General features: G+C 74.0%; 22 protein-coding genes. 12 read left to right on the top strand and 10 right to left on the bottom strand.

Going from position 1 to position 25,302, the window contains the following annotated elements:
- Positions 1-85 precede the first annotated feature (85 nt).
- A complete protein-coding gene (locus ACIOGZ_RS06155) occupies positions 86-1,351 on the bottom strand; it encodes a serine hydrolase domain-containing protein (protein ID WP_363589474.1) in 1,266 nt (421 codons plus the stop codon).
- A 250-nt stretch (positions 1,352-1,601) separates the two neighbouring features.
- Here ACIOGZ_RS06155 and ACIOGZ_RS06150 point away from each other — a divergent pair, with 250 nt between their 5' ends.
- The 4 genes from ACIOGZ_RS06150 to ACIOGZ_RS06135 all read left to right on the top strand — a co-directional run bounded on the left by ACIOGZ_RS06150 (position 1,602) and on the right by ACIOGZ_RS06135 (position 5,386).
- On the top strand, positions 1,602-2,591 hold the full coding sequence (locus ACIOGZ_RS06150) for a phospholipase D-like domain-containing protein (protein WP_400985048.1): 990 nt from the start codon (positions 1,602-1,604) through the stop codon (positions 2,589-2,591).
- 66 nt (positions 2,592-2,657) lie between these two features.
- Positions 2,658-3,542, top strand: a complete 885-nt coding sequence (locus ACIOGZ_RS06145) for an alkaline phosphatase family protein (RefSeq protein ID WP_363630467.1) — start codon at positions 2,658-2,660, stop codon at positions 3,540-3,542.
- Between the two features lie 129 nt (positions 3,543-3,671).
- Positions 3,672-4,262 carry a hypothetical protein gene (locus ACIOGZ_RS06140; RefSeq protein ID WP_363589480.1) on the top strand — a complete coding sequence of 197 codons (591 nt, stop codon included), beginning with the start codon at positions 3,672-3,674 and terminating at the stop codon, positions 4,260-4,262.
- A 134-nt stretch (positions 4,263-4,396) separates the two neighbouring features.
- Positions 4,397-5,386: a phospholipase gene (locus ACIOGZ_RS06135; protein ID WP_363589482.1), complete on the top strand. Its 990-nt coding sequence runs from the start codon at positions 4,397-4,399 to the stop codon at positions 5,384-5,386.
- 135 nt (positions 5,387-5,521) lie between these two features.
- Here the strand turns inward: ACIOGZ_RS06135 and ACIOGZ_RS06130 are convergent, their stop codons facing one another.
- The 3 genes from ACIOGZ_RS06130 to ACIOGZ_RS06120 all read right to left on the bottom strand — a co-directional run bounded on the left by ACIOGZ_RS06130 (position 5,522) and on the right by ACIOGZ_RS06120 (position 8,637).
- On the bottom strand, positions 5,522-6,718 hold the full coding sequence (locus tag ACIOGZ_RS06130; RefSeq protein ID WP_363586494.1) for a hypothetical protein: 1,197 nt from the start codon (positions 6,716-6,718) through the stop codon (positions 5,522-5,524).
- Positions 6,719-6,950: 232 nt separating this feature from the next.
- Positions 6,951-8,027 carry a hypothetical protein gene (locus tag ACIOGZ_RS06125; protein ID WP_363586493.1) on the bottom strand — a complete coding sequence of 359 codons (1,077 nt, stop codon included), beginning with the start codon at positions 8,025-8,027 and terminating at the stop codon, positions 6,951-6,953.
- Between the two features lie 139 nt (positions 8,028-8,166).
- Positions 8,167-8,637, bottom strand: coding sequence for a nuclear transport factor 2 family protein (locus ACIOGZ_RS06120; RefSeq protein ID WP_363586492.1), 471 nt, complete (start codon positions 8,635-8,637; stop codon positions 8,167-8,169).
- 101 nt (positions 8,638-8,738) lie between these two features.
- Here ACIOGZ_RS06120 and ACIOGZ_RS06115 point away from each other — a divergent pair, with 101 nt between their 5' ends.
- Positions 8,739-9,308, top strand: coding sequence for a TetR/AcrR family transcriptional regulator (locus ACIOGZ_RS06115; RefSeq protein ID WP_363586491.1), 570 nt, complete (start codon positions 8,739-8,741; stop codon positions 9,306-9,308).
- Positions 9,309-9,323: 15 nt separating this feature from the next.
- Here ACIOGZ_RS06115 and ACIOGZ_RS06110 read toward each other — a convergent pair whose 3' ends face one another.
- Both ACIOGZ_RS06110 and ACIOGZ_RS06105 read right to left on the bottom strand, forming a co-directional pair.
- On the bottom strand, positions 9,324-10,580 hold the full coding sequence (locus ACIOGZ_RS06110) for an ROK family protein (RefSeq protein WP_400985045.1): 1,257 nt from the start codon (positions 10,578-10,580) through the stop codon (positions 9,324-9,326).
- A 260-nt stretch (positions 10,581-10,840) separates the two neighbouring features.
- Complete coding sequence (locus ACIOGZ_RS06105) at positions 10,841-11,710, bottom strand: chitosanase (protein ID WP_400805956.1); 870 nt, start codon at positions 11,708-11,710, stop codon at positions 10,841-10,843.
- A gap of 421 nt (positions 11,711-12,131) precedes the next feature.
- Between ACIOGZ_RS06105 and ACIOGZ_RS06100 the strand changes: the two genes are divergently transcribed.
- Positions 12,132-12,971, top strand: a complete 840-nt coding sequence (locus ACIOGZ_RS06100; RefSeq protein WP_400985043.1) for an HAD family hydrolase — start codon at positions 12,132-12,134, stop codon at positions 12,969-12,971.
- 156 nt (positions 12,972-13,127) lie between these two features.
- Here the strand turns inward: ACIOGZ_RS06100 and ACIOGZ_RS06095 are convergent, their stop codons facing one another.
- Positions 13,128-14,333 carry an alginate lyase family protein gene (locus ACIOGZ_RS06095; protein WP_400985041.1) on the bottom strand — a complete coding sequence of 402 codons (1,206 nt, stop codon included), beginning with the start codon at positions 14,331-14,333 and terminating at the stop codon, positions 13,128-13,130.
- Between the two features lie 187 nt (positions 14,334-14,520).
- Here ACIOGZ_RS06095 and ACIOGZ_RS06090 point away from each other — a divergent pair, with 187 nt between their 5' ends.
- Complete coding sequence (locus ACIOGZ_RS06090) at positions 14,521-14,688, top strand: hypothetical protein (RefSeq protein ID WP_350879489.1); 168 nt, start codon at positions 14,521-14,523, stop codon at positions 14,686-14,688.
- Positions 14,689-14,878: 190 nt separating this feature from the next.
- Here the strand turns inward: ACIOGZ_RS06090 and ACIOGZ_RS06085 are convergent, their stop codons facing one another.
- Positions 14,879-16,198, bottom strand: coding sequence for a DUF5685 family protein (locus ACIOGZ_RS06085; protein WP_400985039.1), 1,320 nt, complete (start codon positions 16,196-16,198; stop codon positions 14,879-14,881).
- A gap of 263 nt (positions 16,199-16,461) precedes the next feature.
- Here ACIOGZ_RS06085 and ACIOGZ_RS06080 point away from each other — a divergent pair, with 263 nt between their 5' ends.
- From ACIOGZ_RS06080 to ACIOGZ_RS06070, 3 genes are read left to right on the top strand one after another with little or no spacing between them, the layout of a single operon-like run.
- A complete protein-coding gene (locus ACIOGZ_RS06080; protein ID WP_363586485.1) occupies positions 16,462-17,025 on the top strand; it encodes an XRE family transcriptional regulator in 564 nt (187 codons plus the stop codon).
- Entirely contained in the window at positions 17,022-18,500 is a 1,479-nt protein-coding gene (locus ACIOGZ_RS06075; protein ID WP_363586484.1) for an MFS transporter, read from the top strand. Before ACIOGZ_RS06080 ends, ACIOGZ_RS06075 begins: the two co-directional genes overlap by 4 nt.
- A 27-nt stretch (positions 18,501-18,527) precedes the next feature.
- Positions 18,528-19,214: an alpha/beta fold hydrolase gene (locus tag ACIOGZ_RS06070; RefSeq protein WP_363586483.1), complete on the top strand. Its 687-nt coding sequence runs from the start codon at positions 18,528-18,530 to the stop codon at positions 19,212-19,214.
- A gap of 131 nt (positions 19,215-19,345) precedes the next feature.
- Here ACIOGZ_RS06070 and ACIOGZ_RS06065 read toward each other — a convergent pair whose 3' ends face one another.
- Positions 19,346-20,803: a DUF2252 domain-containing protein gene (locus ACIOGZ_RS06065; RefSeq protein ID WP_400985037.1), complete on the bottom strand. Its 1,458-nt coding sequence runs from the start codon at positions 20,801-20,803 to the stop codon at positions 19,346-19,348.
- A 300-nt stretch (positions 20,804-21,103) separates the two neighbouring features.
- On the opposite strand from ACIOGZ_RS06065, the gene ACIOGZ_RS06060 reads away from it, so the two are divergent.
- Together ACIOGZ_RS06060 and ACIOGZ_RS06055 are read left to right on the top strand one after the other, a co-directional pair.
- The gene (locus ACIOGZ_RS06060; protein WP_363586482.1) at positions 21,104-22,120 is read left to right on the top strand and encodes a LacI family DNA-binding transcriptional regulator; all 1,017 of its coding nucleotides are present in this window, start codon (positions 21,104-21,106) and stop codon (positions 22,118-22,120) included.
- 101 nt (positions 22,121-22,221) lie between these two features.
- Positions 22,222-24,672, top strand: a complete 2,451-nt coding sequence (locus tag ACIOGZ_RS06055; protein ID WP_363586481.1) for a polysaccharide lyase 8 family protein — start codon at positions 22,222-22,224, stop codon at positions 24,670-24,672.
- Positions 24,673-24,710: 38 nt separating this feature from the next.
- Here ACIOGZ_RS06055 and ACIOGZ_RS06050 read toward each other — a convergent pair whose 3' ends face one another.
- Positions 24,711-25,280: a DinB family protein gene (locus ACIOGZ_RS06050; RefSeq protein WP_363586480.1), complete on the bottom strand. Its 570-nt coding sequence runs from the start codon at positions 25,278-25,280 to the stop codon at positions 24,711-24,713.
- Positions 25,281-25,302: the final 22 nt, after the last annotated feature.

Below are 25,302 nucleotides of genomic sequence, written 5' to 3'. Positions count from 1 at the left end.
GGGAAGCCCGGTGGCGGGCGAAACGCGCACGCCCGCACGGCGGGTGGGCCGTGCGGGCGCGTGAGCGGCGGACTGTGCGGGACGGTCAGATCCGGGTGTCCTCGACCACCGGCAGCGTGTGGTTCTCGGCGAAGGCGCTCGGGGCGAACGAGGTCCGCGGCGCGACGGTCGGCTTCTTGCCGCAGAAGGCCGGCTCCAGCGCGTTCATCAGGCCCTGCGTCACGGAGCCGTTGTTGGAGGCGTTGGCGAACACGACGACGGAGCGCTTGCCGTCCGGGGTGGCGAACGACTGGGTCTGGAAGCCCTGGACGATGCCGCCGTGGCCGTACACGTCACCGCAGGACAGCGAGATGCGGCGCAGCCCGAGGCCGTAGCTGATCTTGGCGGTGGGGGTGGCCAGGGCGGCCGTCATCTGCTTCAGCGAGTCGTCCGAGACCAGCCCGCCGGAGCTGCCCGCCATCAGCGCGGTGAGGAAGTGGTCGAGGTCCGCGGCGTCGGAGATGACCGCGCCGGCCGTCCACACCCAGGAGCCGGTCTGCGCGGTGGAGTCCAGCAGCGGCTTGGTGCGGTCGTCGTTGGTGAGGTAACCGGTGACGTGCGCGCCCTGGATCTCCTGGTCGGGCACGACGAAGGAGGTCTTGCTCAGGCCCAGCGGCTCGATGATCCGCTCGCGCAGGACGTCCTCGTAGGGGCGGCCGGTGAGGTGCTCGACCGCGAGGCCCATCAGGACGAAGTCGGTGTTGGAGTAGGAGTACCGGCTCCCGGGCGTGTACTGCTGGCCGTGCTTGACGGACATCGCCACCAGGTCGCGCGGCGCGTACACGTTGGTGCGGATGCGCGCCTCGAAGGCGCTGGTGGTCTCCTCGCCGGCCTGCTCCAGAAGGTCGTTGGTGTGGTCGTAGATCCCGGCGCGGTGCTCCATGACCTGGCGGCCCGTCATGGTCCAGGTGTCCGGCAGGGTGCCGGCCGGCAGGTAGTCGCGCAGCGGCTTGTCGAGGTCGATCAGGCCCTGCTCCGCCAGCTGCATCACGAGAACGGCGTTGAACATCTTGCTGTTGCTGCCGACCCGGAACCTCCACGAGGAGTTCATCGGGGTGCCGTCCAGATCGGCCTTGCCGACGGCCAGCGACCGGGTGGACTCGGCGTCGCCGTGGTCGCGGATCACCGCGAAGGCGCCCGGGGCGCCCGCGTCGGTGGTCGCCTGGAGGGCGGCGCGCACCGCGGCCGTGTCCGGGGTGGGCGCGCCGGTGGTGCCCTGGTCGGCGGCCACGGCGTGCGCGGCTCCGGTCGCCAGCAGGACGACACCCGCGGCCGCCACCGCGAGCGGACGCAGAAGGCTGATCTTCGCCATGATCCTCTGTTCTCTCACTCGGCTGACGCGGCGTCCGGCCACGTCCTCGAAGATCCACTATCACCGGAGGGGCCTGCGGCTGGCAAAGTGAACCCGATCGGCCGCACCATCCGTTTCCCGACCCGGGGTCAAGGTTTTACCTGCTGTCGTCTACCCGCGTCGACCGATCCACCCGATGCTGTTCGGGCGCCTCGCGCGTGCTCCCGCACCTTCGCCCAGGCCTTCCCCCTCATCGATCGTGGAGTTCCGCATGCCCCTGGCCACCTCCGCGCGCCGGGCCGGCGCGCTGCTGCTCGCCGCCGCCGGCCTGATACCGCTGTCCGGCACCGCCCAGGCCGCCACCGCCGCCACGTACACGCCGATCGTGTTCCCGGACCGGGACCACGGCGTCGTCTACGACCTCATCAACTCGGCCACCCACTCGGTCGACGTGACCATGTACGAGCTGCGCGACACCACCGCCGTCAACGCCCTGATCGGCCGCCAGCGGGCCGGCCTCACCGTCCGGGTGATCCTCGACGGCCGGCACACCTCGGTCAACGGCGCCGCCTACTCGGCCCTGCGGGCCGCCGGCGTCGGGGTGACGTACTCCTCCTCCACGTTCGTCTACACCCACCAGAAGACCGTCACCGTGGACGGCGCCAAGTCCCTGATCCTGACCGGGAACCTGGACTCCACCTACTACTCCAGCAGCCGCGACTACGGCGTCGTCGACACCGACGCCAACGACGTCGCCGCGATCGAGCAGGTCTTCGCCGCCGACTACGCCCAGACCTCGATCACCCCCTCCGACGGCGACAACCTGGTCTGGTCGCCCACCGACTCGCAGGCCCGCCTGCTGGACCTGATCAACGGCGCGCAGCACACGCTGGACCTGGAGCAGCTGGAGTTCGGCGACCAGGCCCTGGTGGACGCGGTCGCCGCGGCCGCCGGCCGGGGCGTCACCGTGCGGGTGGTGGGCATGAACCCCTCGTCCTACAGCAGCTACTTCGACCAGGTGGTCACGGCCGGCGGCCAGGTGGTCACCTACTCCTCGACCACGGGCCTGTACATCCACGCCAAGGCGATCGTCGCCGACTACGGCACGCCCTCGGCCAAGGTGTTCGCCGGTTCGGAGAACTTCTCCGACAACTCGCTGAACAACAACCGCGAGCTGGGCCTGATCACCACCGACCCCGGCGTGCTGACCACCGTCGAGTCCACCGTCGCCCGCGACTTCGCCAACGGCACGCCGTACTAGAACGGTTCGTCGCGCGGGCCTGATCGAGCGTCCGCGCCCGGGCCGCTCCCTACCCGAGGAATTGTCATGACTTCGTCCACCAAGCCCGGCTCCCGTCGCACCGCCACCGCCCTCGGCTCGGTGGCAGCCCTGGTCGCGGCCTCCGCCGGCCTCTGGGCCGCCACCGCCTCCACCGCGCAGGCCGCCGCCCTGCCCGCGCCCGACCACATCGTCGTCGTGGTGATGGAGAACCACGCCTACAGCCAGGTCGTCGGCAGCAGCAGCGCCCCCTACCTCAACTCCCTGGCCACCGGCGGCGCCAACCTCACCCAGTCGTTCGGCATCACCCACCCCAGCCAGCCGAACTACTACGCCCTGTTCTCCGGCTCCACCCAGGGCGTCACCGACGACAGCTGCGTCTCCGTCGGCGCCCTCCAGGGCCCCAACCTGGCCTCCGAGGTCACCGCCGCCGGCAGGACCTGGGCCAGTTACAACGAGACCCTGCCCGCGCAGGGCAGCACCGCGTGCAGCAGCGGCAAGTACGCGCAGAAGCACAACCCCTGGTTCGGCTTCGGCAACGTCCCGCTGAACTCGGCCAGGACCTTCGCCCAGTTCCCGACCGACTACACCACCCTGCCGAACGTCTCCTTCGTCGTGCCGAACCTCTGCAGCGACATGCACGACTGCTCGGTCGGCACCGGCGACACCTGGATCAAGAACAACCTCGGCGCCTACGCCACCTGGGCCAAGAGCCACAACAGCCTGCTCGTGGTCACCTTCGACGAGGACAACCGGCTCGCGGGCAACCGCATCCCGACCGTCTTCTACGGCGCCCACGTCACACCCGGCAGCACCTCCGCCGCGACCTACAACCACTACAACGTGCTGCGGACCCTGGAGGACCTCGCCGGCGCCACCACCCACGCGGGCAACGCGGCCAACGCCGGTGACATCACCGGGATCTGGAACTAGGTCCTGGCCCGCCGTTCGGACGATCCACCAGGAGTCGCCCCCGGACCACCGGCCGCCCCGCGCCCGCCGCGCGGGGCGGCTGCCGCGTCGGAGGTCGACAGCGGCGCGGGGGGCGGCGAGGATGGGGGCGTGCGATTCGATGCGGTGCCGATGCCGGAGCGGGTGGGGGAGCGGCCCCGGGACGTCCGGGGCTATCCGGTGCCGGCGATCACGCCGTGGCGGGGCGGCGAGCCGCAGTTCGCGTTGACCGACCACGAGCGCAGCGCGAACTGCGCGCTGGAGCGCCTCTGTTCGGTGTGCGGGGGGTTCATGGCCCGGGGCCCCGTGTGGCGCGTGGTCGGAGCGGCGGAGAGCGCGGCGATCGCGGCCGCGCTCGCCGAGGGGCGGCCGTACCGCAACCTCGCGCCGACGATGGAGGGGCCTGGCCACCGGGCCTGCATGCTCTACGCGGCGATGGTGTGCCCGTACCTGGCCCGGCCGAACGCCCGGCGCCGGGCGACGGCGCCCGGCGGCGTGGACGAGCTGACGGCGGCCGCCGTCCGCGGGGCGGTGCGGGGCGGCACGGGGGCGGTGGTCGGGTTCGGCGACTACGAGTTCGCCGTCACCGGGAGCCGGGTGCTGTTCCGCTTCCTGGACCCGGTCGAGTTCCTGCCGCACGAGTCCGCCGACGAGCATGTGCCCGCGCTCCGGGCCGAGTTGGCCTCGCGCGACGGACTTTAGCGGAGGATTTGCGCGGTTCGCCCCGTACCGGCCACGAACCAGTGTCAGACTGAGGCGGACATGACCAGTCCTGGATCGGGGGCGGCCGTCCATCGGCGACGGCTTCAGGGCACCGACATCGAGGAGTACGTTTCTTGACCACTCACCTCAGGCACGGCACCGGCGCGCGGAAGGTGCTGGCGCTGCTGGCGGCACTGTGCGGGATCGTCGGCCTCACCGCGCTCGGTACGACCCCTGCGGCGGCGGCCGATTCGCGTCACGCGATCTACGCCATCGCGCACCGGGTCGACACCCTGGACGGGGTGGACGCCGCGCTCGGCCACGGCGCCAACGCCATCGAGATCGACGTCTGCGCCTGGTGGAACCCGAACGAATGGCGTGCCTACCACGACTGTTCCTCGGCCGGTGAGAACCGACTGGGCCCCAGCTTCGACAGCATGATCGACCGCATCCTCTCCAACGCCAACGCCGGACGCCGGCTGTCGCTGGTCTGGCTGGACATCAAGGACCCGAACTACTGCGGGGAGCAGCCCAACCGCACGTGCAGCGTCGCCGGACTGCGCGACAAGGCGCAGCGGCTGACGGCAGCCGGGATCCAGGTCCTCTACGGCTTCTTCGAGTACCACGGCGGCAACACCCCGGACGTCGGCGGCAGGGGTTGGCAGAGCCTGGAAGGCAGGCTCGGCCCGCTGGAGGGCATCACGTCCACCGGTACCCGCGACCAGGTCCAGGGCGCCTTCAACCGGTCCGGTTCCGGATTCCCGGCCGGTCACCGGGCGATGGACTACGGCGACTCCGACATCACCAAGGGCTTCGGCAACTGTACGGAGGCCACCTACAACACGTGTGCGGAGCTGAAGAAGGGGGCCGGGGACCGCGCCGCCGGGCGGCTCGCGGCCACGCTGTCCTGGACGACCACCTACAACGACCCGTGGTACGTCGACAAGCTGCTCGGCGATGCGGGTGTGGACGGCATCATCGCGGGCTACGGCGCCTTCACCGGCGTGCGCGAGTACGACAACAGCTGGCAGTGCGCCAATGCCATCAACCTCGTCCGTGACTGGGTGAACCGCCACAGCGGCACCCACCGCATGGCCAACAGCGGCGACCGGCTGTTCCGCTAGGCCTTTCCGCCAGGCCTGTTCCGTGGGGCCCGTCCGCTGGGACCGTCCACTGGGCCTGTTCCGCTGGGCCCTGCCCGGCCGAAGGCACCCGCCGTCCCGCCCGCCGCCCGTGCGGCGGGCGGGACGGCGCCATGGCTAGCGGGTGATGGTCCACTGCTGCTCGGCGGAGCCGTCGCAGGTCCACACCCCGAGCTCCTTGTCGTCCTCGTGGTAGGTCAGGCAGTCCTGGTCGCTGATCCGGATCACGTACCGGTCGCCCGAGACGTTCTTCACCTCCCACTTCTGCTCCGAAGAGCCCTTCCACCCCTTGGTGTTGGCGAAGTAGGTGCCGGTGTTCTCGGTGAGGTCCCGCCCGAGTGCGTTGGTGATCCGGTAGCGGCCGCCGCCCGCGTCGCGGAACGTCCAGGTGCCGCCCGCGTCGCCCGGCTTCCCGGCGATCACCGAGGCGCCCTCGCCGGAGCCGGTGGCAACGGCGCCGAGGTTGTTGACGGTCCGCAGGTGCACGGGTGTGTTGAGCGCGGGCCGGCCGGAGCCGGTGGGGGTGCCGGTGCCGGGCTTGGTGCCGGGCTCGGCCGGCTCACCGGGCTTGCCGGTGTGCGGAGGCCTGGCCGGCGTGGCGGGCACCCCGGGGTCGTACGGCGTGCCGGGGTCCTGTGGCATCGCGGGGACGATCTGGGTGGCCGGCAGCCCGCCCGGCGCGGGAGTGCCCGGGTCCCTCGGCACGCCGGGGAACGCCATCGGGGAGAAGTTCACGACGCCGTCGGTGTGGTTGTAGCGCTGGCCGGCGCTGCCCGTGCCCCTCGGGTACGTCCAGGTGTGCTCGCGGGTGGTCCGGTTGAAGAGGCCGTAGAACCCCCAGTTGCCCCAGCCGCCGTCGAAGCCGTTGGCGAAGCTGCCGCCGCCGGAGAAGACCCAGATCCGGTAGGTCTGGTCCTCGCGCGAGGTCTTGTCGTGGTAGTCGACGTCGTACGTGAAGGCGACGTTCTGGAAGCTCTGCTCGTAGTTGTGGACGTACCAGGGGTCTCCGAAGGCGTTGTCGCCCTTGATGTTGAAGACCATGATGTTGTAGCTGCCGCCGGTCGCCTTGATCAGCATGTCGAGCGTGTCCTGGACGAACTCGCCGCGGGCCCGGTTCTTGACCTCCGAGGTGTGCTGCGCCGCCTGGATGCACCACACCAGGCTGGTCGAGCCGGGAGTCACCGCGTTGGCGGCGTTGCAGTTCTCCTGGGCCGGGTCGTACGAGCCGTCGGCCATCGCGGGCCCCGCCAGACCCAGGACGGCCACGGCACTCATGCCTGCGGCCAGGGCCGACAGCTTCTTCGTCGAACGCACGTGCTCTCCTTGCGAGTTCTGTGATGGGCGGGACAAAATATGGCATTCCGGTCAGCCGATCAGTGCCATTTTGTCTCGATCCATACGCATCCCTTGCGTAGGCCTGACGCCCGCGGTGCGCCGGCCCGAACCCGTGCGGGCGATTTCTCAAGCCCCTTGTGAAGGACGGATGATCGGGCCGCCCGGGTTCAACGGGCCACGTCCGTCGATCACGCTGCCCGATCCCGGGGGCTCACGGCCGGTAGGCGGGGAGGCCCTTGACGGTGGAGACCTGGGCCGGGGCGGCGGAGCCGTCGGCGGGGAGGGTGCTGACGCCGTCGGGGGTGCGGGCCGCGATGGTCCGGCCGTCGGGGGACCACGCGGGTTCGGTGTAGTCGGTGGCGGCGGCGGGGGTGAGGTCCTTCTCGTCCTTCTGGTCGATCCGGCTGGAGCGGGTGAACAGGTGGTCGTGCCCGTCGACGGAGCGGACGAAGACGACGTGCTCGCCGTCGGGGGAGAGGGCCGGCTGGGAGCCCTGGCCCAGGTCGCGGGTGGCGGGGCGGATGTAGTCGTCGTAGAGGTAGACCTCGTCGGCGGGGGTGTTGGCGTAGACGATCTCGCCGTGCCGGCCGCCGGCGTCGGCCCAGGTGTTGCCGGTCTGCGGCGGCTGCGGCATGTTCGCGTTGCCGTCCAGGGAGGTGTGCGGGGTGAGCACCTCGGGGGTGCCGCCGACGGCCTTGGTGGGGATCTTCTCCAGGCGCAGGACGCCGCCCTTGGCGGCGGCGAAGACGATGGTGTCGAAGCGTTCGGCGGATTCGGGGAGGTCGCTGGGGCCCTGCGCGGCGTGCTGCCAGGTGGGGTGGGACCAGGTCTCGCCGCCGGGGGCCGTGGCGAGGGTGGCCTTCGCGCCGCCGTCGGGGTCGGCGACGACGAGGTCGCCGTTCCCGTCGATGAAGGCCGCCCTCCTGCCGTCGGGGGACCAGGCGAGGTCGCGGACGACGGTGCCGAAGTCGACGGTGGTGCCGTTCATCGCGACGGCCCGGGTGCCGGTGCTGATGGTCAGGTGGTTGGCGGCGCTGGTGCCGTTGACCTCCTTGGCACCCGGCGTGGGGGTACCCGGCGTGGGGGTGCTCGGCGTGGGGGTGCTCGGGTGGGTGGAGCCGCCCGGGGCCGGGGTCCCCGGAGCGGTGGCGCCGGGCGCCGCGCTGCCGGGGGCGGCGGTCGGGTCCGAGCCGGCGTTGTCGGGGCCGCAGGCGGAGAGCAGGACGGCGCCGACGGTGGTCATCACGGCGAGCGCGGCGGTGGTGCCGAATCTGTTGCGCACGGACATTTCCAGGTCCCCCTCGGGTGCTGTTCGCGTTCGAGGAGGAGCATCCCAGGGGGAGTTCAGCGGCCGGTGCGAGCCGTGTCACGGTCGTGGAACAACAGCCGACCCGGCCGCCCTGCCGGGAGCGGAGCCTGATGCCGGGTCAGAGTCCGAGGGCGGTGAGGCCGGGGTGGTCGTCGGGGCGCCGGCCGAGCGGCCAGTGGAAGAGACGTTCGGCGGCGGTGATCGACAGGTCGTTGATGGCGGCGTGGCGGTGTGCCATCAGACCGTCGCGGTCGAACTCCCAGTTCTCGTTGCCGTAGGAGCGGTACCACTGGCCGGAGTCGTCGTGCCACTCGTAGGCGAACCGGACGGCGATGCGGTCGCCGTCGTGCGCCCACAGCTCCTTGACGAGGCGGTAGTCGAGTTCGCGGTGCCACTTGCGGGTGAGGAAGTCGGCGATCTGCTCGCGTCCGGTGAGGAACTCGGTGCGGTTGCGCCACCGGCTGTCGGGCGTGTAGGCGAGGGCGACGCGGTGGGGGTCGCGGGTGTTCCAGGCGTCCTCGGCGGCGCGGACCTTCCGTCGGGCGGTCTCCGGGGTGAACGGGGGCAGGGGAGGGCGCTGTTCGGTCACGGGGTCTCCTCGGGTGCGGCGGAGCCGACGGCGAGAACGGTCGTTCTCACCGTAGCGGCTACCCTAGGAGAACCATCGTTCTCACGCAAAGGGCACGGCAGATGGACCAGCACGACCCGCGAGGCCTGATCCTCGACGCGGCCGAGGAGCTGTTCTACGGGCAGGGCATCCAGGCGGTCGGCATGGACGCCGTCCGGGCGGCCTCCGGCCTGACGATGCGCCGGCTCTACCAGCAGTTCCCGTCCAAGGACGACCTGGTCGAGGCGTACCTACGGCGCCGGGACGGGCGCTGGCGGGCGAACCTCGCCGCCTACGTGGCCGGCGCCGCCACGCCGCCGCGCGACCAGCTGCTCGCCGTCTTCGACTGGCTCGGTCGCTGGTTCGCCGAACCCGGCTTCCGGGGCTGCGCGTTCGTCAACTCCTTCGGCGAGCTGGGCGCCGTCTCACCGGCGGTCGCGGCGACCGCCCGGCAGCACAAGGAGGAGTTCAACGCCTACCTCGTCTGCCTGGCCGAGGCCGCCGGCGCCCCGCCCGCCACCGCCGCCCAGCTGGCGCTGCTCGCCGAGGGGGCCATGACCACCGCCGCCGTGCACGGCGACCCGAGCGCCGCCGCCGATGCCAAGGCAGCCGCCCGCGTACTGCTGGACGCCGCCCTGTCCGCCCGCACCTGACGGACCGGGGGGCCGTCAGCCCGGGACGGGGGCCGTGCGCCGCTCGAAGACCTCGGGGCGGGCCGCCTCCAGGGCGGTGGCGACGGCGCCCAGCAGGACGGCGTCCTGGCCGAGCCGGCTCGGCTCCAGCCGGGGCCGCAGCGGGGAGCGTTCGTACAGGGCCTGCTCCAGCGGGCGCAGCAGCAGGTCGGCGCTGCGCCCGATGCCGCCGCCGAGGACGACCACGTCCGGGTCGAGCAGCGCGGCGACGACGGCGAGGACGTAGCCCAGGCGGTCCACCTCCTGCCGGACGGCCTCGACCGCGGCGGGCTCGCCGAGCCGGGCCCGGGTGAACACCTTCTCGGCGGTGAGCGGCCGCCGCATCCCGAGGTCGAGGGCGGTGCGCACCACGGCGTCGGCGGAGACGGTCTCCTCCAGGGTGGTGCCGGTGTTGGTGTTGGTGGTGGAGGTGCAGCCCGGCAGGCGCAGCAGCCCGAGTTCGCCGGCCGCGCCGTGCGCCCCCGTCAGCAGTTCGCCGTCCTTGACCACACCCAGGCCGAGTCCGGTGCCGACCAGCAGGTAGACGAAGAGCCGGCTGCCCGCGCCCGCGCCGTAGGTGTACTCGCCGACGGCGGCGAGGTTGGCGTCGTTGGCGACGGTGACGGTGGTGCCCAGGCCGTCGGCTATTCGGTCGAACAGGCCGGGGCGGCCCCAGCCGGGCAGGCTGGCGGCGAGTCTGACACTGCGTCTGCGCTCGTCCCAGACCCCGGGCGTGCCGGCCACGGTGTGGGCGACGGCGGTGCCGGGCAGGCCCGCCTCGGCGATGGCCTCGCGGGCGGCCGCGACGACGGCGTCGGCGACGGCGTTGGCCGAGCGGCCGCGGTTGGGCAGGTCGCGGCGGGCGACGACGCATCCGGACAGGTCGGCGACGGCGACCCGCAGCCGGGCCCGGCCGATGTCGAGCCCGAGGACGTGCCCGGCGGCCGGGTCGGTCTCGTACAGGACGGCGGTGCGGCCGCGCTCGGGGGCGAACCGGCCGGCCTCGCGGGCGAGTCCGGCGAGTTCGAGGGTGGCCAGCGCGGTGGAGACGGTCGGCTTGGACAGCCCGGTGTCGCGGGCGAGTTGGGCCCGGGAGAGCGGGCCGTGCCGGCGCAGCCGCTCCAGCAGGAGCCACTCGTTGTTGCTCCGGAGCCGCTGCCGGTTCCACGGCTGTTGTCCAGGCCCTGACAGTGGAGCGAGGGTGGCGGGCTGCGGCGCCCCGTCCGTGGCCGTAGTCCGTCCTGCTGTGCTCATTCGGTCGATCGTAGGGCACTCGTCAGCCGACGAACGAGGACGGACGGTGAGAGGACGGGCGGTGAGCGGATCGGCGGAGTGGAGGAGTGGAAGCGCGGACCGCCGGTGGCGGCGGGGAGTCCCGGCTCCCTGCCGCCACCGGCGGTCGGATCGCCCGGCGCGGCCGCGCTCCGCCGGGGTCGGGGAGTCCGGCGGCGGGCCTCGCCGGGCCGGGGTCCGGTCCCACACACCGGACCCCGGGCTCGACGGGTGCGGGTGGGTCAGTCGATGGTGTAGCCGGAGCCGAAGGCGGTGACGCTGAGCGGGCCGTCCAGGTTGTAGTTGCCGGTGGCGGCGATTCGGCGCAGGCACTCGACCCGGTCGACGGACTTGCTCCATTCGGCGGCGGTGGAGGAGTTGGCCGGGTTGGTGAGGTCGTCGACGCGGACGTCGAAGAAGGCGTTCAGCCAGGTGCTCTCGCCGGCGCCGGACGGCGAGCCGACCTTGGCGTTGGTGCGGCTGATGAGGGCGGGCAGGGCGTCGTACTCGCTGCCGTTGCCGTGCTGGATGGAGGCGTCGTACAACTCGGCGCGGGCGAGGGCGGTGGTGAGGCCGAGCTGGTCGGCCTGGTTCATGGCGGGGGTGAAGTAGCGCTGGTCGACCTGGTCGTCCTGGACCTGCCGGAAGGTGGCGTCCTGGGCGGCCTGCTTCCAGGCGGCGACGTAGTCGCTCTCGGGCAGGCCGCTGGTGTCGCCGCTGCCGGCGGCGGCCAGGCGCTCCAGCTCGGGGATGAAGCGGGCGAGCGGGTTGTCGGGGGAGACAGCGGTGTAGGCGCGGACGACCTTGAGCGCGTCGCCGTCGTTGGTGGTGAAGCCGGCGCGGCCGGCGGTGACGCCGCGGCCGTCGTTGATGTTCTCGGCGTAGCCGTACTGGAGTTCGGTGGTGCTGTTCTCGAAGATGCTGATCAGCTGGTCGGCCCGGCGGTGCTGATCGGGGGTCAGGCCGCCTGCGGACGCCCGCTGCACGGCCGCGGCGGTCGCCCGGGCGGGGGCGGCGGACGCCGAGGCGGAGGTGGCGGCCCAGGCCGCACCGGCGACCAGGGCGGCTGCCGCGGTGGCGGCGGCGAGGCGTCGGGTTCGGGAAACTCGCATGGGTGTGCTCCGATCTCCGGGGCGGTGCCGCCGGAGGCAGTGGGGGGTGGCGCGCCGGCCGACCGGGCGCTGTGGGGGCAAGAGCGCGAGCTCGCGGCAGCAGAGTACGGTCTGCGGTCGGTGACGGTCTATAAGGTAAGGAAAGTTTCCTAATAAAATTACTTCGGTCTCGGAGGCGGTGCTCGGTCGTCGCCGATCGGGCCACCCCGGTGATACCGTCCGAGCGTCTGGCGACCGACTGCCCGGCCACCGCCGGGCCCGGCCCGCGAGCTCCCTGCACCGCCGACCCGGGTGCCCCGCGCGCACGCACACACCGCGTGCCCGCCGCGTGCGCACCGCCTGCGCCGTACGCGCGCGTACTGGACACGTCCCCGCGCCCGGCCGCCCCACCGAAACCCCGACCAGCACGGAGCACCGACCCATGAGCCTCCCGAGCACCACCCCACCCACCGTCACCCCGATACGGCCGCCGCGCCTGGTGGCCACCGACCTCGACGGGACGATCGTGCGCGGCGACCGCACCGTCTCGGCCCGTACCGTCGCCGCCCTCGCCCGGGTCGAACGGGCCGGCGGGCTCGTCGTCCTGGTCACCGGCCGCCCGCCGCGCCTGATGGGCGAGATCGCGGCCGCCTTCGGCCACCGGGGCGTGGCGATCTGCTCCAACGGCGCCTTCGGCTACGACATGCGCACCCGCGCGGTGATCGCGGAGAACCCGATCCCGGTCGACGTGCTCGGCGAGAGCGCCCGGCGGCTGCGCGAGGCCGTGCCGGGGATCGGGCTGGCCGTCGAGTACGCCCAGGAGCTGGCCGGGGACGCGCACTACGAGGCGGGCGCCTGGGACGCCGACACCGCGGTGCAACGCCTCGACGACACACGGCTGTTCGGCCGCCCGGCGCCCAAGCTGATCGGCCGTCACCCGGAGCTGTCCGCGGACGAGCTGCTGGCGCTGGCCCGTCCGGTGCTCGGCGAGCTGGTGACGGTCTACCACGCGAACGGCGAGCGGCTGGTCGAGGCCGTCGCGAAGGGCGTCAGCAAGGCCGCCGCGCTCGGCGACCTGGCGCGGCGGCGCGGGATCACCCGCGAGCAGGCGGTCGCGTTCGGCGACATGCCCAACGACCTGCCGATGATGGCCTGGGCGGGCACCTCGTACGGCGTCGCCAACGCCCACCCGGAGGTGCTGGCCGCGGTGGACCACGTCATCGGCAGCAACGACGAGGACGGGGTGGCCGCCGTCCTGGAGGGCCTGTTCCCCGAGGGGTGAGTCACGCGCGGAACGGGCGTTCCCGGGAACGCCCGTTCCGGGACCACCTGTTACCGGAAGGCCCGTTCCCGGAACGGACGCTCCCGGGAAGGGAGCAGCCGCGACGGCGGCTCCGGGCGGGTGCACTCCCGGAACCGCCGCTTGCCGCCCGCGCCGTCAGGGCGCGCTGGTGTGGGTCAGGGTCTCCCAGCCGATGAAGTAGTTGGCCCCGAACGGGCTGTGCGCGGCCACGTACTGCTCGGTCTGCGGCATCGCCACGCCCTCGCGCAGGTGGTACTCGTTGTACGCGAGCTGGACGGCCGGGCCGAGGCCGGTCTTCGCCGAGCCGTCGCAGAGCCAGTCCGGCACGTTCGCGCCGTTGTCGTAGGCGGTGTGGAACTCCAGGGCCTTGACCAGCCGTTCACGCCCCTCGCCCCACAGGTCGAGGCCCTGGAGCCGGGCGGTCTCGGCGGTCTGGGCGGCGGCCTCCAGGCCCCAGCCGGTGTGCCCGAAGTCGCGGCAGGTCTCCTGCGAGAGCCCGTCCACGAAGGTCGACTGGCCGGACCAGTACTTCACCAGCGCGGTCTCGCCCTCGATCCCGGCCTTGGGCGGCGGCACCGGCAGATCGCCGTCGGAGGACAGGTAGACGTAGGCGGGCAGGCGCTTGCGCCACATGCCGGCGGCCTGGTCGAACAGGCCGCGGTCGTCGAGGAAGACCGCGATGCCCATCAGGGCGTCGGTCTCGATCAGCTCCCAGTTGCCGTTCTTGCGCGGGCTGCCGGGCGACAGCAGCGGCACGTAGACGGTGCGCAGCATGGTGGCGAAGCGGTCGACCGAGGCGGCCGGCCAGCCCGCCCCGGAGTGGCGGATCAACTCGGCGGCCCGGGACCAGTTGTTGCCCGACCAGCCGGTCTGCAGCGGGGCGTTGCTGTTGGTGTGCTCCTGGATCACGGCCGACCAGGCGTCCATGATCTCGATCGCCTTGTCGGCGTACCGCTGGTCGCGGGTGAGCACCCACTGCAGGGCGTGGGCGTAGGCGGCCATCGCGTCGTCGCGCTCGTCCGAACAGCCGTTGTCGGGGTGGGAGCTGGACCCGCACTCGACGGTGGCGCGCGGCCGGGGCCGCCAGTCCAGCGAGGCGTACTTGCTCGACCGGAGGCCGGCGAAGGCGGACGTCCAGGGTTCGGCCCCGGCCGCCAGCTTGTCCTTGAGGAAGCCGAGTTGCTGGTCGCCGACCAGCACGCCGGGGTGCTGGAAGGCGGCCCGCGGGCTGTGCGGGGCGGGTGCGACGGGTGCGGTGGCCCCGGCCGGTGCGGAGGCGAGCGGGAGCAGGGCGGCGAGTGCCGCCGCGGCGATCAGTGTCCTGGTGCTGCTACGTCCCATGGGGAGGTGTTCCTCTCGCGGGGGAGGCGGTCGAGCGCTGATGTCATGTTAGGAAAGTTGCCTAACATGGGAAGTGAACCACCAACCCCCGCGCGCGCCAAGAGGACCGGCTCCGTTCACCGCCGCACCCGTAGGCGTGCGTTCCGCATTTATCGCCTGTTGATCGTCGGGGCGTAACGTCGGACCCATGAACGAGATGACGGCCGAGTGGCCGGGGGCGGCGCCCGAGGGGCGGATGACGGAGCAGGACACCGAGCGGTTCCGGGAGTTGCTGGCGCGGTTGGAGAACTCGCTGGCGGCGGATCGGACGGCTGACCGGGCGAGGCGACGGGCGGCGGCCGGGTCCGATGCCTGACGGGTCGGAGCGGCGCCCGGTGGTGGTGCTGCCGCTCTGGCGGCGCGGTGAGGCGTACGGGCCGGCTGACCGGCCCGGGGTGCCGCGGGGGCGCTCCGGGCCGGTGGCGGTCGATCAGGTGGCGGTGTCGCAGATGCCGCCGCTGCCGCCGGCGGCGCGGTGGAATCCGGACGGCTGACGGTACGGCACGTCAGCAGCTGCAGTCGCAGCAGTCACAACCATCACAACAGCCACAGCCGTCGCAGCCATCGCAACCGTTGCAGCAATTGCAGGGGTCGCAGCAGTCGGCGCAGTCGCAGTCGTGCCGCTGGCACCAGCCCTCCCGGCGCTCCCGGTTGAACGGGTCGTTGTGCTCGCAGCAGAGCAACTGGCAGGTGCAGGCCATCAGCGCCCACACGGCGCACCCGGCCAGCAGGTTGCGCGGTCGCGGCGGCTTGGCGCCGATCGGGGTGAAGCCGGGGTCCTGGGGCACCCACGGCGGGAGCGGGGTCCGGCCGGGATCCTGACCGGGAGTCTGCCCGGGCGGCGCCTGGCGCGGCGGCGCGTCGTGCGGGTGCTCCCCGGCGGCGTGCGGGTGCCCGCCGGTCGCCGCGTGCGCCGACCCGTCGGCGGCGGGTCCGGCGTTCCGGGTCTGGCAGGCGGCTGCGTGGGCGGCCGGGCCGAAGACCCGCTCGACGGCCCGCTCGGTCTCGTGCGCGAGCAGCAGGTGCACCAGGGCCCGGTCGGTCAGTTCGACCTCGCGCAGCGCGAGCCGGATGCCGTGGACGGCGTCGCGGCACAGGCGTTCGGCTTCGGCGCGCCCGGTGCCGGTGGCGGTCAGCGGGTTCCAGGCGCCGCCGGCGGCGTCGGCGGCCTGGTCCTCGGCGGCGTCGAGGAGGTGGGCGAGCCGGCCGAAGAGCCGGCCGGCCTCGGCGAGCGGGGCGGCGTTGCCGGGGCGCCCGGCGAGGACGGCGGTGTGCGCGAACGCGGCCGAGGTGGCGGTCTCGGTGGGCTCGGTGACCAGCAGGACTGAGCCGCCGGGCGGCAGCGACCGCTCCAACTCGCCCTGCCGGGAGGCGGCTTCGAGGAGTACGCCGGTGTCGAAGCCGACCGTCGAGGCGCTGCCGGCGCTCTGCCGGTCCCACCGCCGGGTGACCGCGCGGGCCCCGACGGCGACCGGGCGGCGGCCGAACACGCCGTCACGGTCCTCGACGTGGTCGCGGATCTTGACCGAGGCGAGGGCGAGCGAGACGGCGGCGGCGAGCCGGGCGCCCTCGCCCCGGGCGACGGAGGCGGTGCGCATGCCGCGCAGCGGGCAGGGCCCGGCGGTGCGCCGCCAGGAGGTGTCCTCGCGGGCGGCCTGGGCCTCGACCAGGACCGAGATGATCAGGCCGTCGTAGTTGGTGGCGGTGCGGGCGAGTTGGCCGTGGTCGTCGCGCAGCGCGAGGCAGAGCCCGCACAGGTGCGCCAGCCACGACGCCTGAAGCCGTTCGGACAGCCGGTGCTTGCACGGTCTGATGATGCCGAACATGGTTCCCCCTCGCCGGTGGGCCGCTGACCAGCCCTGATCCGCCGCACATCATATGATCACCTCCCCTCCCGGGCCGAGGGGGCGGAAGAGTCGAGGCGGCGGAGGAGCCGGAGGAAGGGAGAGGGCGCGAGGAGCGCAGGGGCGCGCACCCGAACGCGGCGCGCCGTCCCGGCCGAGTCCACGCCTCCCGCCCTTCTCCACGCCCCGGCCACGGCGGCCCGCGCCCCTGGGAGTGATCTCATATCCGGGATAGCATCGCGAATATGGGAATCGAGACGGCCGCCGACGAGCGGCTCGCCAACCGGCTCGCCGAATTGAGGCTGGAACGGGGCTGGACGCTGGAGGAACTGGCCCGGCTGGCGGACGTCAGCCGTTCGACGCTGTCGCGCGTCGAACGGGCCGAGGTCAGCCCGACCGCCGCGCTGCTCGGGCGGCTCTGCGCCGTCTACGGGCGGACCATGTCCCGGCTGCTCGCCGAGGTCGAGTCGGCGCCGGCCCGGCTGGTGCGGGCCGCGGACCAGCGGATCTGGCGGGACGAGACCACCGGCTTCGTCCGCCGCTCCGTCTCCCCGCCGCACGGCTCGCTGCGCGCCGAGATCGTCGAGGGCCGGCTGCCCGCCGGCGCCGACATCGCCTACGACCGCCCCTGCCTGGCGGACCTGGAACACCACCTGTGGGTGTTCGAGGGGGTGTTGGAGCTCACCGTCGACGGCGAGCGGCACCTGCTCGGCCCCGGCGACTGCCTGCGCTACGTCTCCGGGACCAGCCGCTTCCGCGCCCCCGGCCCGGACGACGCCCGGTACGCCCTGGTGGTGGTGGAACCGTGAGGCGCCCGAAGACCCGGATAGCCGCCGGGCCCCGCGAGCGCTTCGACGCCGCCGGGCGCCGCGTCCTGCTGGTCTGCGTCGCCGGCGGCTTCACCACACTGCTCGACCAGTCCGTCCTCAACACCTCCATCCCGGCCCTGCGCGAGAGCCTGCACGCCCAACCCGCCCACCTCCAGTGGATCGTGGCCGGCTACTCGCTCGCCTTCGGCCTGGCACTGATCCCCGGCGGGCGGCTGGGCGACGTCAGGGGCCGCAAGTGGTTCTTCGTCACCGGCCTCACCCTGTTCACCCTGGTCAGCCTGGTCTCGGCGACCGCCACCGCGCCCGAGGTGCTGATCGCCGCCCGGCTGCTCCAGGGCGTGGGCGCCGGACTGGTCAACTCGCAGATGATCGGCACCCTCCAGGACGTGTTCGACGGCCAACTACGGGCCCGCGCCCTCGGCATGTACGCCGTCACGGGCGGGCTGGCCTTCGCGCTCGGCCCGCCGATCGGCGGCGCGGTCCTGGCGGCGGCCGGCCCCGAGCACGGCTGGCGGCTGACCTTCCTGCTCAACGTGCCGTTCGGCCTGGCCACCGTCGCGCTGGCGGTGCGTCACCTGCCCAGGCCGCGCCCGAGTGCCCGGCACGCCGACCTCGACCTGGTCGGCCTGCTGCTGGTCGCCGCGCTCACCCTCGCCCTGATGCTGCCGTTCGTCCAACCGCCGGGCTGGACCGGCTGGCTGGCCTTCGCCGCCGTCGCCGTCCTGCTGCTCGGGGCCCTCGCCTGGTGGCAGCGCCGCTACGCCCGCTCCGGCGGCCACCCGCTGATCCACCCGGCACTCACCCGCTCCGCGCCGTACGCGCTCGGCACCGCGACCGCGATGGCCCAGTTCGGCTCCTCGCTCGCCGCCGGACTGGTGCTCACCATGTTCCTCCAGGACGGCCTCGGGCTCTCCCCGATGGGCGCCGCACTCGTTGCGCTGCCCTCGGCGGTGGCCATGGGCGTCGCCTCCGCGCTGGCCTGGCGGGTGGTGCAGCGCTTCGGGCGGCGCACCATCACCGCGGGCATGACCGGCTCCGCCCTGGTCATGCTGGCGAGCGGACTCGTCGCGCACTGGGCGCCCGCGGCCGTCCTGCCCTGGCTGCTGGCGCTGCTGCAACTGTTCGGCGGCGCCTCGATCGGCGTGATGGGCGCCACCAACCAGGCGTACGTGCTGCGCCACGCGCCCGCCGAGGCGGCCGGGGTGAGCGGGGCCATCCTGCAGATGGCCCAGCGGATCGCGGCGGCGGTCGCGGTCTCGGCGCTGTCCGGCGTCTACCTGCGGCAGACCGCCGGGGGCGGCGACCACCGCTCCGCCTACCTGGCCACCAGCGTGGTGTGCGCGGCGGTCGCCGCCCTCGCCGTCCTGGCGTCGGTGTTCGCCGGCCGGCGGGCGGCCCGGGAGGCGACCGGCGAGCCCGTCGCGGTGAGCCGTGGGCGAACAGCGGTCCGTTAGCGCAGGCCCGCACGTACGGTGGCGGGCATGACCGAGAACCGGATCGTGGACCTGCCCGAGGTGGCGCTCGCCTACCGCGAGAGCGGCCCGCCGGACGGCCCGGCGCTGGTGCTGCTGCACGCCCTCGGGGAGCGCGCCACGGACTGGGACGTCGTCCTGCCAGAGCTCGCCCCCAGGCACCGCGTGTACGCGCTCGACCTGCGCGGCCACGGCGACAGCGGCCGCACCGCCCGGTACGGCCTGGAGGAGATGCGCGACGACGTGCTCGCCTTCCTCGACGCGCTCGGCCTGGCGCGGGTCGACCTGGTGGGCCACTCGATGGGCGGCGTGGTCGGCTACCTGGTCGCCCAGGCCCGGCCGGAGCGGATCGGCCGTCTGGTCCTGGAGGACATCCCGGCACCGCACCCGCGCCCGGCCGGCGCGGTGCCGGACGCGCCGGAGGAGCCGGTGCACTTCGACTGGGCCGTGGTGAAGGCCGTCAAGGCGCAGGTCGACACCCCCGACCCGGCCTGGCTGGCGGGGATGGCCGGGATCACCGCCCGCACCCTGGTGGTCGCGGGTGGCTCGGCGAGCCACGTCCCGCAGGAGCGGCTCGCCGAGCTCGACCGGCTGATCCCGGACTGCCGGATGGTCACCATCGAGGCCGGGCACCTCGTGCACAGTGCCCGGCCCGTCGAGTTCGTTGCCGCGGTGGCGCCGTTCCTGTCCGCCTGATGCGGGCGTCCTGATGCGGGCGTCCTGATGCGGGCGTCCTGATGCGGGCGTCCTGACCCGGGCGTCCTGACCCGGGCGTCCTGACCCGGGCGTCCTGACGCGCGGGCCCCGTTCGGGCCCGGTGCCCCCGGTCAGACGCCGAACTCGGCCGGCAGACGGCCGGCCCGCACCGCCGCGACCAGGTCGGCGTGGTCGGCCTCGGTGCGGTCCGCGTACGCGACGGCGAAGGCGGCGACCGCCTCGTCCAGCGCCTCGCTCCTGCCGCAGTAGCCGGCCAGCAGGCCGGGGTCGGCGGTGTGCGCGTGCGCCCGGGCCAGCAGTGCGCCGGTGATCCGGGCGTAGTCGTCCAGTTGGCCCGGCAGCAGCGCGGCCGGGTCGACGCTGCCCTTGCGGTTGCGGAACTGCCGGACCTGGTAGGGGAGTCCGTCCACCGTCGTCCAGCCCAGCAGGGTGTCGCTGACCACCTGCATGTGCTTCTGCCCGAGCACCACCCGGCGGCCCTCGTGGCCGTCCTGGCCGGCCACCGGGTGGCCCGCGCGCTCCAGGTACGGCAGCAGCACGGACGGGCGGGCCTCCTTCACCTGGAGCACCAGCGGCTGGTCCCGGTGGTCGGTGAGCAGCACCACGTACGAGCGGGTGCCGACGCTGCCGGTGCCCACCACCCGGAACGCCACGTCCTGCACCCGGTAGCGGGACAGCAGGGTGCGCACCTCGGCGGGCACCGTCGCCACGTACGGGCCGAGCGACTGCGCGACGGCCCGCGCGGTCGCGTCGGTCACCTCGGTGAGCACCGGCGGAGCGGCCGTGAACCGCCGTCCGCCGTCCGCCGTACGGGCGGTGCTGCGGGCGGCGAACCTGGCGCTGGTGTTGCCCAGCGCCTTCGCGCCGACCTTGCGCAGCACCTCGGCCAGGTCGTGCGCCTCGGTGAAGGAGACCAACTGCTCGTCCGCGACGGCGTTCCAGGCGTCCAGCGCGGGCAGCTTGGCGAGCGTGCGCATCGTCCGGCGGTAGGAGCCGGCCGCGTGCTGGGCGGCCTCCCGGGCGGTGGTCTCGTCGGCCCCGGTCTCGCGGCCGGCCAGCACCAGGCTCGCGGCCAGCCGCTTGAGGTCCCACTCCCACGGGCCGGGCACGGTCTCGTCGAAGTCGTTGATGTCCATCACCAGTTGCCCGCGGGCGTCCCCGTACAGCCCGAAGTTGGCGGCGTGCGCGTCCCCGCACAGCTGGGCGCCGACCCCGGTGTCCGGGGTGCCCGCCAGGTCGGCGGCCATCAGTCCGGCCGAACCGCGCAGGAACGCGAACGGCGTGGCGGCCATCCGCCCCACCCGGATCGGCACCAACGCGGCGATCCGGCCCGCGTTGGACGCCTCGATCGCCTCGACGGCCGTCGGCCGCTCGGGCCCGGGAGAGAACTCCGCGTGCCGTTCCCGGGGGATGCGCCCGCGCAGCGCCTTCCCCCGTTCCCGCGCCCGCCCGCCCCGCCCCGACGCGAACCCGGCCACCGCGAACGCCCGCCGCCCCTGCGGCGCAGCTCCGTCCACACCGGCCACGGCCCCGTCCGCCACCTCGGTCACCTCGGTCACCTCGGTCACCTGCGTCACCGTTCCCCACCCGTCCCTTCCGGCTCCCACTCGCCCGCGACCTGCGCGAACGGCTTGCAGGGGGAGTGACGTCCGACATCTGACGACGGTTCCTGAGCCCGCCGGACGCGGGACGGCCGGCGAGCAGTCGGCGGAGGTCTCCGGAGGTCTTCGGAGGTCTGCGGAGGCGGGAAGGGCGTCCGCCCGTATCCTCGGGGCACGGCCCGCCGTGGAGGCCGGGCGTGGAGCTGGTCGGGACCGGGGGGGGCAGCGGTGAGCGACGGGGGGAGAGCCCGGCGGGGCAGGCCCACGGTGAACGACGTGGCGGCGCTGGCGGGCGTGTCGATGGCGACGGTGTCGCGCGTGCTGGCGGGCGACTACCCGGTGGCCGGGGCCACCCGGGAGCGGGTGCTGCGCGCGGTGCGCGACCTCGACTACGTCGTCAACGCGCAGGCGCGGGCGCTGGCCGGCCGGCGGTCCCGGACGGTGGCGATCCTGCTGGGCAACCTCGCGGCGCCCTTCCACAACCGGGTCGCCCACGGCGTGGAGCGGCAGGCGGTGGACGAGGGCTGCCTCTGCCTGGTGGCGGCGACCGACGACGACCCCGACCGCGAACTGACGCTGGTCGAGGAGATGCGGGCGCGCGACGTGGAGGCCGTCGTGCTGGTGGGCGGGGTGGAGGACAGCCCGGGGTACCGCTCCCGGATCGCCCGGCTGGCGCGCATCCTGGACGCGGCCGGCTCCCGGCTGGTGCTCTGCGGCCGGCCGGCCCCGGGGGAGGAACTGCCGCTGACGGCCGTGCACTACGACAACGCGGGCGGCGCGCGGGCGGCCGTCGACCACCTGCTGGCGCTGGGCCACCGGCGGATCCTCTTCCTCGGCGGACCGGCTGCGACCACCACCACCCGGGAGCGCCTCGCCGGGTACGAGGCCGCGCTGGCGGCCCACGGCCTGCGCCGCCCGGCCGAACTGACGGTGGAGGGGTGCCACACCCGGGACGGGGCGCGGGCCTGGCTGCGCCGCCGCCTGGCCCAGGGGCCGCCGGACTTCTCGGCGGTCTTCGCGCACGACGACGACGTGGCGGCCGTCGTGCTGACGGTCCTGCGGGAGCACGGGATCGCCGTGCCCGGACAGGTCTCGGTGGTCGGCTTCAACGACCTGCCCGGGGCCGAGGACCTCAGGCCCGGCCTGACCACCGTGCGCATCCCGCACCTCGACCTCGGCCGCACGGCGCTGCGCCTCGCGCTGCACCGCCCCGGCCCCGAGCCGCAGCGGGCCGTCCTCGCCACCGAACTGGTGCCCCGCGGGTCGACGGGGCCGGTCGGATAGCCGGCCCTCCGGTCACGGGCCCGTGCCGGAAGCGTTGTCCTCGCGATAGAAAGCGCTTACTCTCCGGTCAGACAAGGGAGTTCGCGAGGAAGGACGGCCCGATGGACAGCTCGTGGACGGAGACCGGTGACCTGGCGGCGATACCGGTCCTGAGCAGGCGCGGACTGCTCAGGACCAGCGCCGCCGCCACCGCCGCGGCGGCCGCGTGGTGGCTCGGCGGGCCCACCGAGGCCCGGGCCGCCGACGGCTACGACGCGATGCGCGCGGCCTGGTCCGAGCAGCTGACCGGAACCGGGTACGACCCGGCCGCGCCGCCGTTCGCCCGCGCTCTCACCGCGCTGGGCGACCAGGCGCGGGGCCACCAGGCCGCGTTGAGCCCGCAGCCCGGGTCGCTCTGGCCCGACCTGCCGGTCGGCTCGGCCTCCGCCGCCGTCACGTCGACGGTCGGGCGGCTTCGGCTCATGGCCCTGGCCCTCACCCGGCCGGCCACCGGCTCGACGGGCGATCCCGGCCTCGGCGCCGCCGTCGCGACCGGCCTGGACTGGGTGCTCCAGCGCGCCTACACCGCCACCACCACGTCGTACGGGAACTGGTGGGACTGGCAGATCGGCGCCCCCCAGGCGCTGCTGGACGTGTGCGTGCTGCTCGGCGACCTCCTGACGGCCGAACGGGCGGCCGCGTGCGGTGCGGCCGTGGACCACTTCGTCCCGTCCTCGGTGGTCGACAAGTACACCGGGACCAGCACCGGCGCCAACCGGGTGGACCTGTGCCGGGTGCTCGCGCTGCGCGGTGTCATCGGCCGCTCGGCGGCCCCGGTCGCCGCCGCGCAGCGGGGGCTGTCACCGGTGTTCCGCTACGTGACCACCGGCGACGGGATCTACGCCGACGGCAGCTTCGTCCAGCACACCTGGGTGCCGTACACCGGCAGCTACGGCGAGGTGCTGCTCGGCAGCCTGGGCCGGCTGCTGCGCCTGCTCGCCGGAACGCCCTGGGCCGTCACCGATCCCGCGCTGCGGAACGTCTTCACCGCCGTGGACCGGGGGTTCCTGCCGTTCCTCTTCAACGGCCTGGTGATGGACGGGGTTTCGGGCCGCGCCGTCAGCCGGGGCGTGCAGGCCGGCGACGCGCGGCGGGCCCGCCTGGACGACCACGTGCGCGGCCACGCCCTGCTCGGGGACGTCCTGCGGCTGGCCGACTCCGGGTCGGTGCCGGCCGCCCAGGCGGCGGCCTGGCGCGCCGCCGTGAAGGGCTCCCTCCAGCGCGACCAGGTGCTCCCCTACCTGTCCAACGTCCTCGCCGACATCCCCGAACTCGCCCGCGCACAGGCCCTCCTGGCGGACTCCGGCACCCGGGCGGCGGACGAGGGCACGGGCAGCCGGGTGTTCACCATGGACCGGGCCGTCCACCGCCGGCCCGGCTGGAGCGCGCAGCTCAGCCTGTCCTCGTCCCGGACCGCCTTCTACGAGTGCGGGAACGGCGAGAACCTGCGGGCCTGGCACAGCGGCAGCGGAATGCTCTACTGGTACGGCGGCGAGCAGGGCGACGAGCAGTACAGCGACTCCTTCTGGCCCACCGCCGACCCCTACCGGCTGCCCGGCACCACCGTGTCGACGCGCCCGCTGGCCGACGGGGCCGGCGGCGACTGGGGCCAGGCCCGCCCGGCGACCGCCTGGGCGGGCGGGGCGAGCGACGGCGACTGGTCGGTGGTCGGCCAGGACGTCCGGGGCCTCGGCTCCGCCCTGGTCGGGCGCAAGTCCTGGTTCTGCCTGGACGATTCGATCGTCTGCCTCGGCGCGGGCATCGGCTGCACCGACGGCGTCGCCGTCCGCACGACCGTCGACCACCGCAACCTCGGGGCCCGCGAAGATCGGGAGTTCGTGCTGGACGGCGTCCGCCAGCCCGCCGACCCCGGCTGGAGCCGGAGGGCCGACGGCGTCCGCTGGGCGGCGCTGGCCGGGTCGGGCGCCTGGGTGTTCCCCGACGGCGCCACCCTCGACCTCGCCCGCGAACGGCGGACCGGGGCGTGGGTCGACATCAACCGGGGCGGGGCGCCCGACCCGATCACCCGGACCTACCTGTCGATCGGCCTCGACCACGGCACCGACCCCGTCGACGGGACGTACCACTACGTGCTGATGCCCGGGGCCGGCCCGGACCAGGCGGCGGCCTGCGCGGCGGCCCCGACGGCCACCGTGCTCGCCAACACGGCCGACGCCCAGGCGATCAGCGTGCCCGGACTCGGACTCACCCTCGCCAACTTCTTCGCCCCCGGCACGGTCGGCCCGCTGACCGTCTCCGCCCCCTGCTCCGTCCTGCTTCGCGAGAACGGCGGCGACCTCTCCGTCGCCGTCGCCGACCCCACCCGGAAGGCGGCCACCGTCCAGCTGACGCTGGCGCGGGACGGCTACCGGCTCGCGAGCGGCGGCACCGGCATCACGGTGCTCTCGGACTCCGGGCCGCTGGCGCTGCGCTGCGCGGTGGCGGGCACCGGGGGAGCGAGCCTGTCGGCGGTGTTCCGGCGGGGCGCCGCCTTCCAGCGAGGCGCCGCCTGACGGGGCCGCCCGCCGAGGTCAGCGCACCGGGACGGGCCTCACTGGCCGACCCGCCCGTCGAGGCACTCGCGCAACAGGTCGGCGTGCCCGCAGTGACGGGCGTACTCGTCGATCCTGTGCACCAGCAGCTCTCGCACCGCGATGCCGTTCTTCCCCAGCCGCACGCCCAGATCGGGGTGTGCGGCCAGGGCGGCGTCGGTGGCGGCCTGTTCGCGGGCGAGGTCGGCGAAGGCCGCGTCGACCTCGGCCTGCTCGGCGACGGCTCCGTCGAAGTCCGCGTCCCGCCGGCCGTAGAGCTTCGGCAGCGGATCACCGTCGCTGATCCAGCCGCGCCAGTCCCGTTCCACTTCGGCGAGGTGCCGGACGAGGCCGAGCAGTGACATCGTCGACGGCGGGACGGAGCGGCGGGCCAGCTGCTCCGGGTCCAGGCCCTCGCACTTCATCCGTAGGGTGTGGCGGTAGTTCGTCAGGAAGTCGTTCAGAGTCGGGAGTTCGCCGTCCGGGCTGACTCCCTCGCTGTTGCGGGGGTCGTCGTCCGGGTCGGCCCACATGTCGGGGTAGACGGTCGCCTGGGTCCATCGCTCGGGTTGGTCGCTCATGCGGGCCATGCTCGTTCGTGCGGGCCCGAGC

It is taken from the genome of Kitasatospora sp. NPDC088160 (genome assembly GCF_044741445.1).
In the GTDB taxonomy this organism is placed as follows: domain Bacteria; phylum Actinomycetota; class Actinomycetes; order Streptomycetales; family Streptomycetaceae; genus Kitasatospora.
This window is presented reverse-complemented; position numbering and strand designations above follow the sequence as displayed.

Coding starts and splice junctions, on each gene's coding strand:
- ACIOGZ_RS06110 (WP_400985045.1), bottom strand. CDS start 10,580: ATGAGCACAGCAGGACGGACTACGGCCACGGACGGGGCGCCGCAGCCC.
- ACIOGZ_RS06115 (WP_363586491.1), top strand. CDS start 8,739: ATGGACCAGCACGACCCGCGAGGCCTGATCCTCGACGCGGCCGAGGAG.
- ACIOGZ_RS06100 (WP_400985043.1), top strand. CDS start 12,132: ATGAGCCTCCCGAGCACCACCCCACCCACCGTCACCCCGATACGGCCG.
- ACIOGZ_RS06125 (WP_363586493.1), bottom strand. CDS start 8,027: ATGTCCGTGCGCAACAGATTCGGCACCACCGCCGCGCTCGCCGTGATG.
- ACIOGZ_RS06150 (WP_400985048.1), top strand. CDS start 1,602: ATGCCCCTGGCCACCTCCGCGCGCCGGGCCGGCGCGCTGCTGCTCGCC.
- ACIOGZ_RS06105 (WP_400805956.1), bottom strand. CDS start 11,710: ATGCGAGTTTCCCGAACCCGACGCCTCGCCGCCGCCACCGCGGCAGCC.
- ACIOGZ_RS06095 (WP_400985041.1), bottom strand. CDS start 14,333: ATGGGACGTAGCAGCACCAGGACACTGATCGCCGCGGCGGCACTCGCC.
- ACIOGZ_RS06085 (WP_400985039.1), bottom strand. CDS start 16,198: ATGTTCGGCATCATCAGACCGTGCAAGCACCGGCTGTCCGAACGGCTT.
- ACIOGZ_RS06050 (WP_363586480.1), bottom strand. CDS start 25,280: ATGGCCCGCATGAGCGACCAACCCGAGCGATGGACCCAGGCGACCGTC.
- ACIOGZ_RS06080 (WP_363586485.1), top strand. CDS start 16,462: ATGGGAATCGAGACGGCCGCCGACGAGCGGCTCGCCAACCGGCTCGCC.
- ACIOGZ_RS06055 (WP_363586481.1), top strand. CDS start 22,222: ATGGACAGCTCGTGGACGGAGACCGGTGACCTGGCGGCGATACCGGTC.
- ACIOGZ_RS06070 (WP_363586483.1), top strand. CDS start 18,528: ATGACCGAGAACCGGATCGTGGACCTGCCCGAGGTGGCGCTCGCCTAC.
- ACIOGZ_RS06145 (WP_363630467.1), top strand. CDS start 2,658: ATGACTTCGTCCACCAAGCCCGGCTCCCGTCGCACCGCCACCGCCCTC.
- ACIOGZ_RS06155 (WP_363589474.1), bottom strand. CDS start 1,351: ATGGCGAAGATCAGCCTTCTGCGTCCGCTCGCGGTGGCGGCCGCGGGT.
- ACIOGZ_RS06090 (WP_350879489.1), top strand. CDS start 14,521: ATGAACGAGATGACGGCCGAGTGGCCGGGGGCGGCGCCCGAGGGGCGG.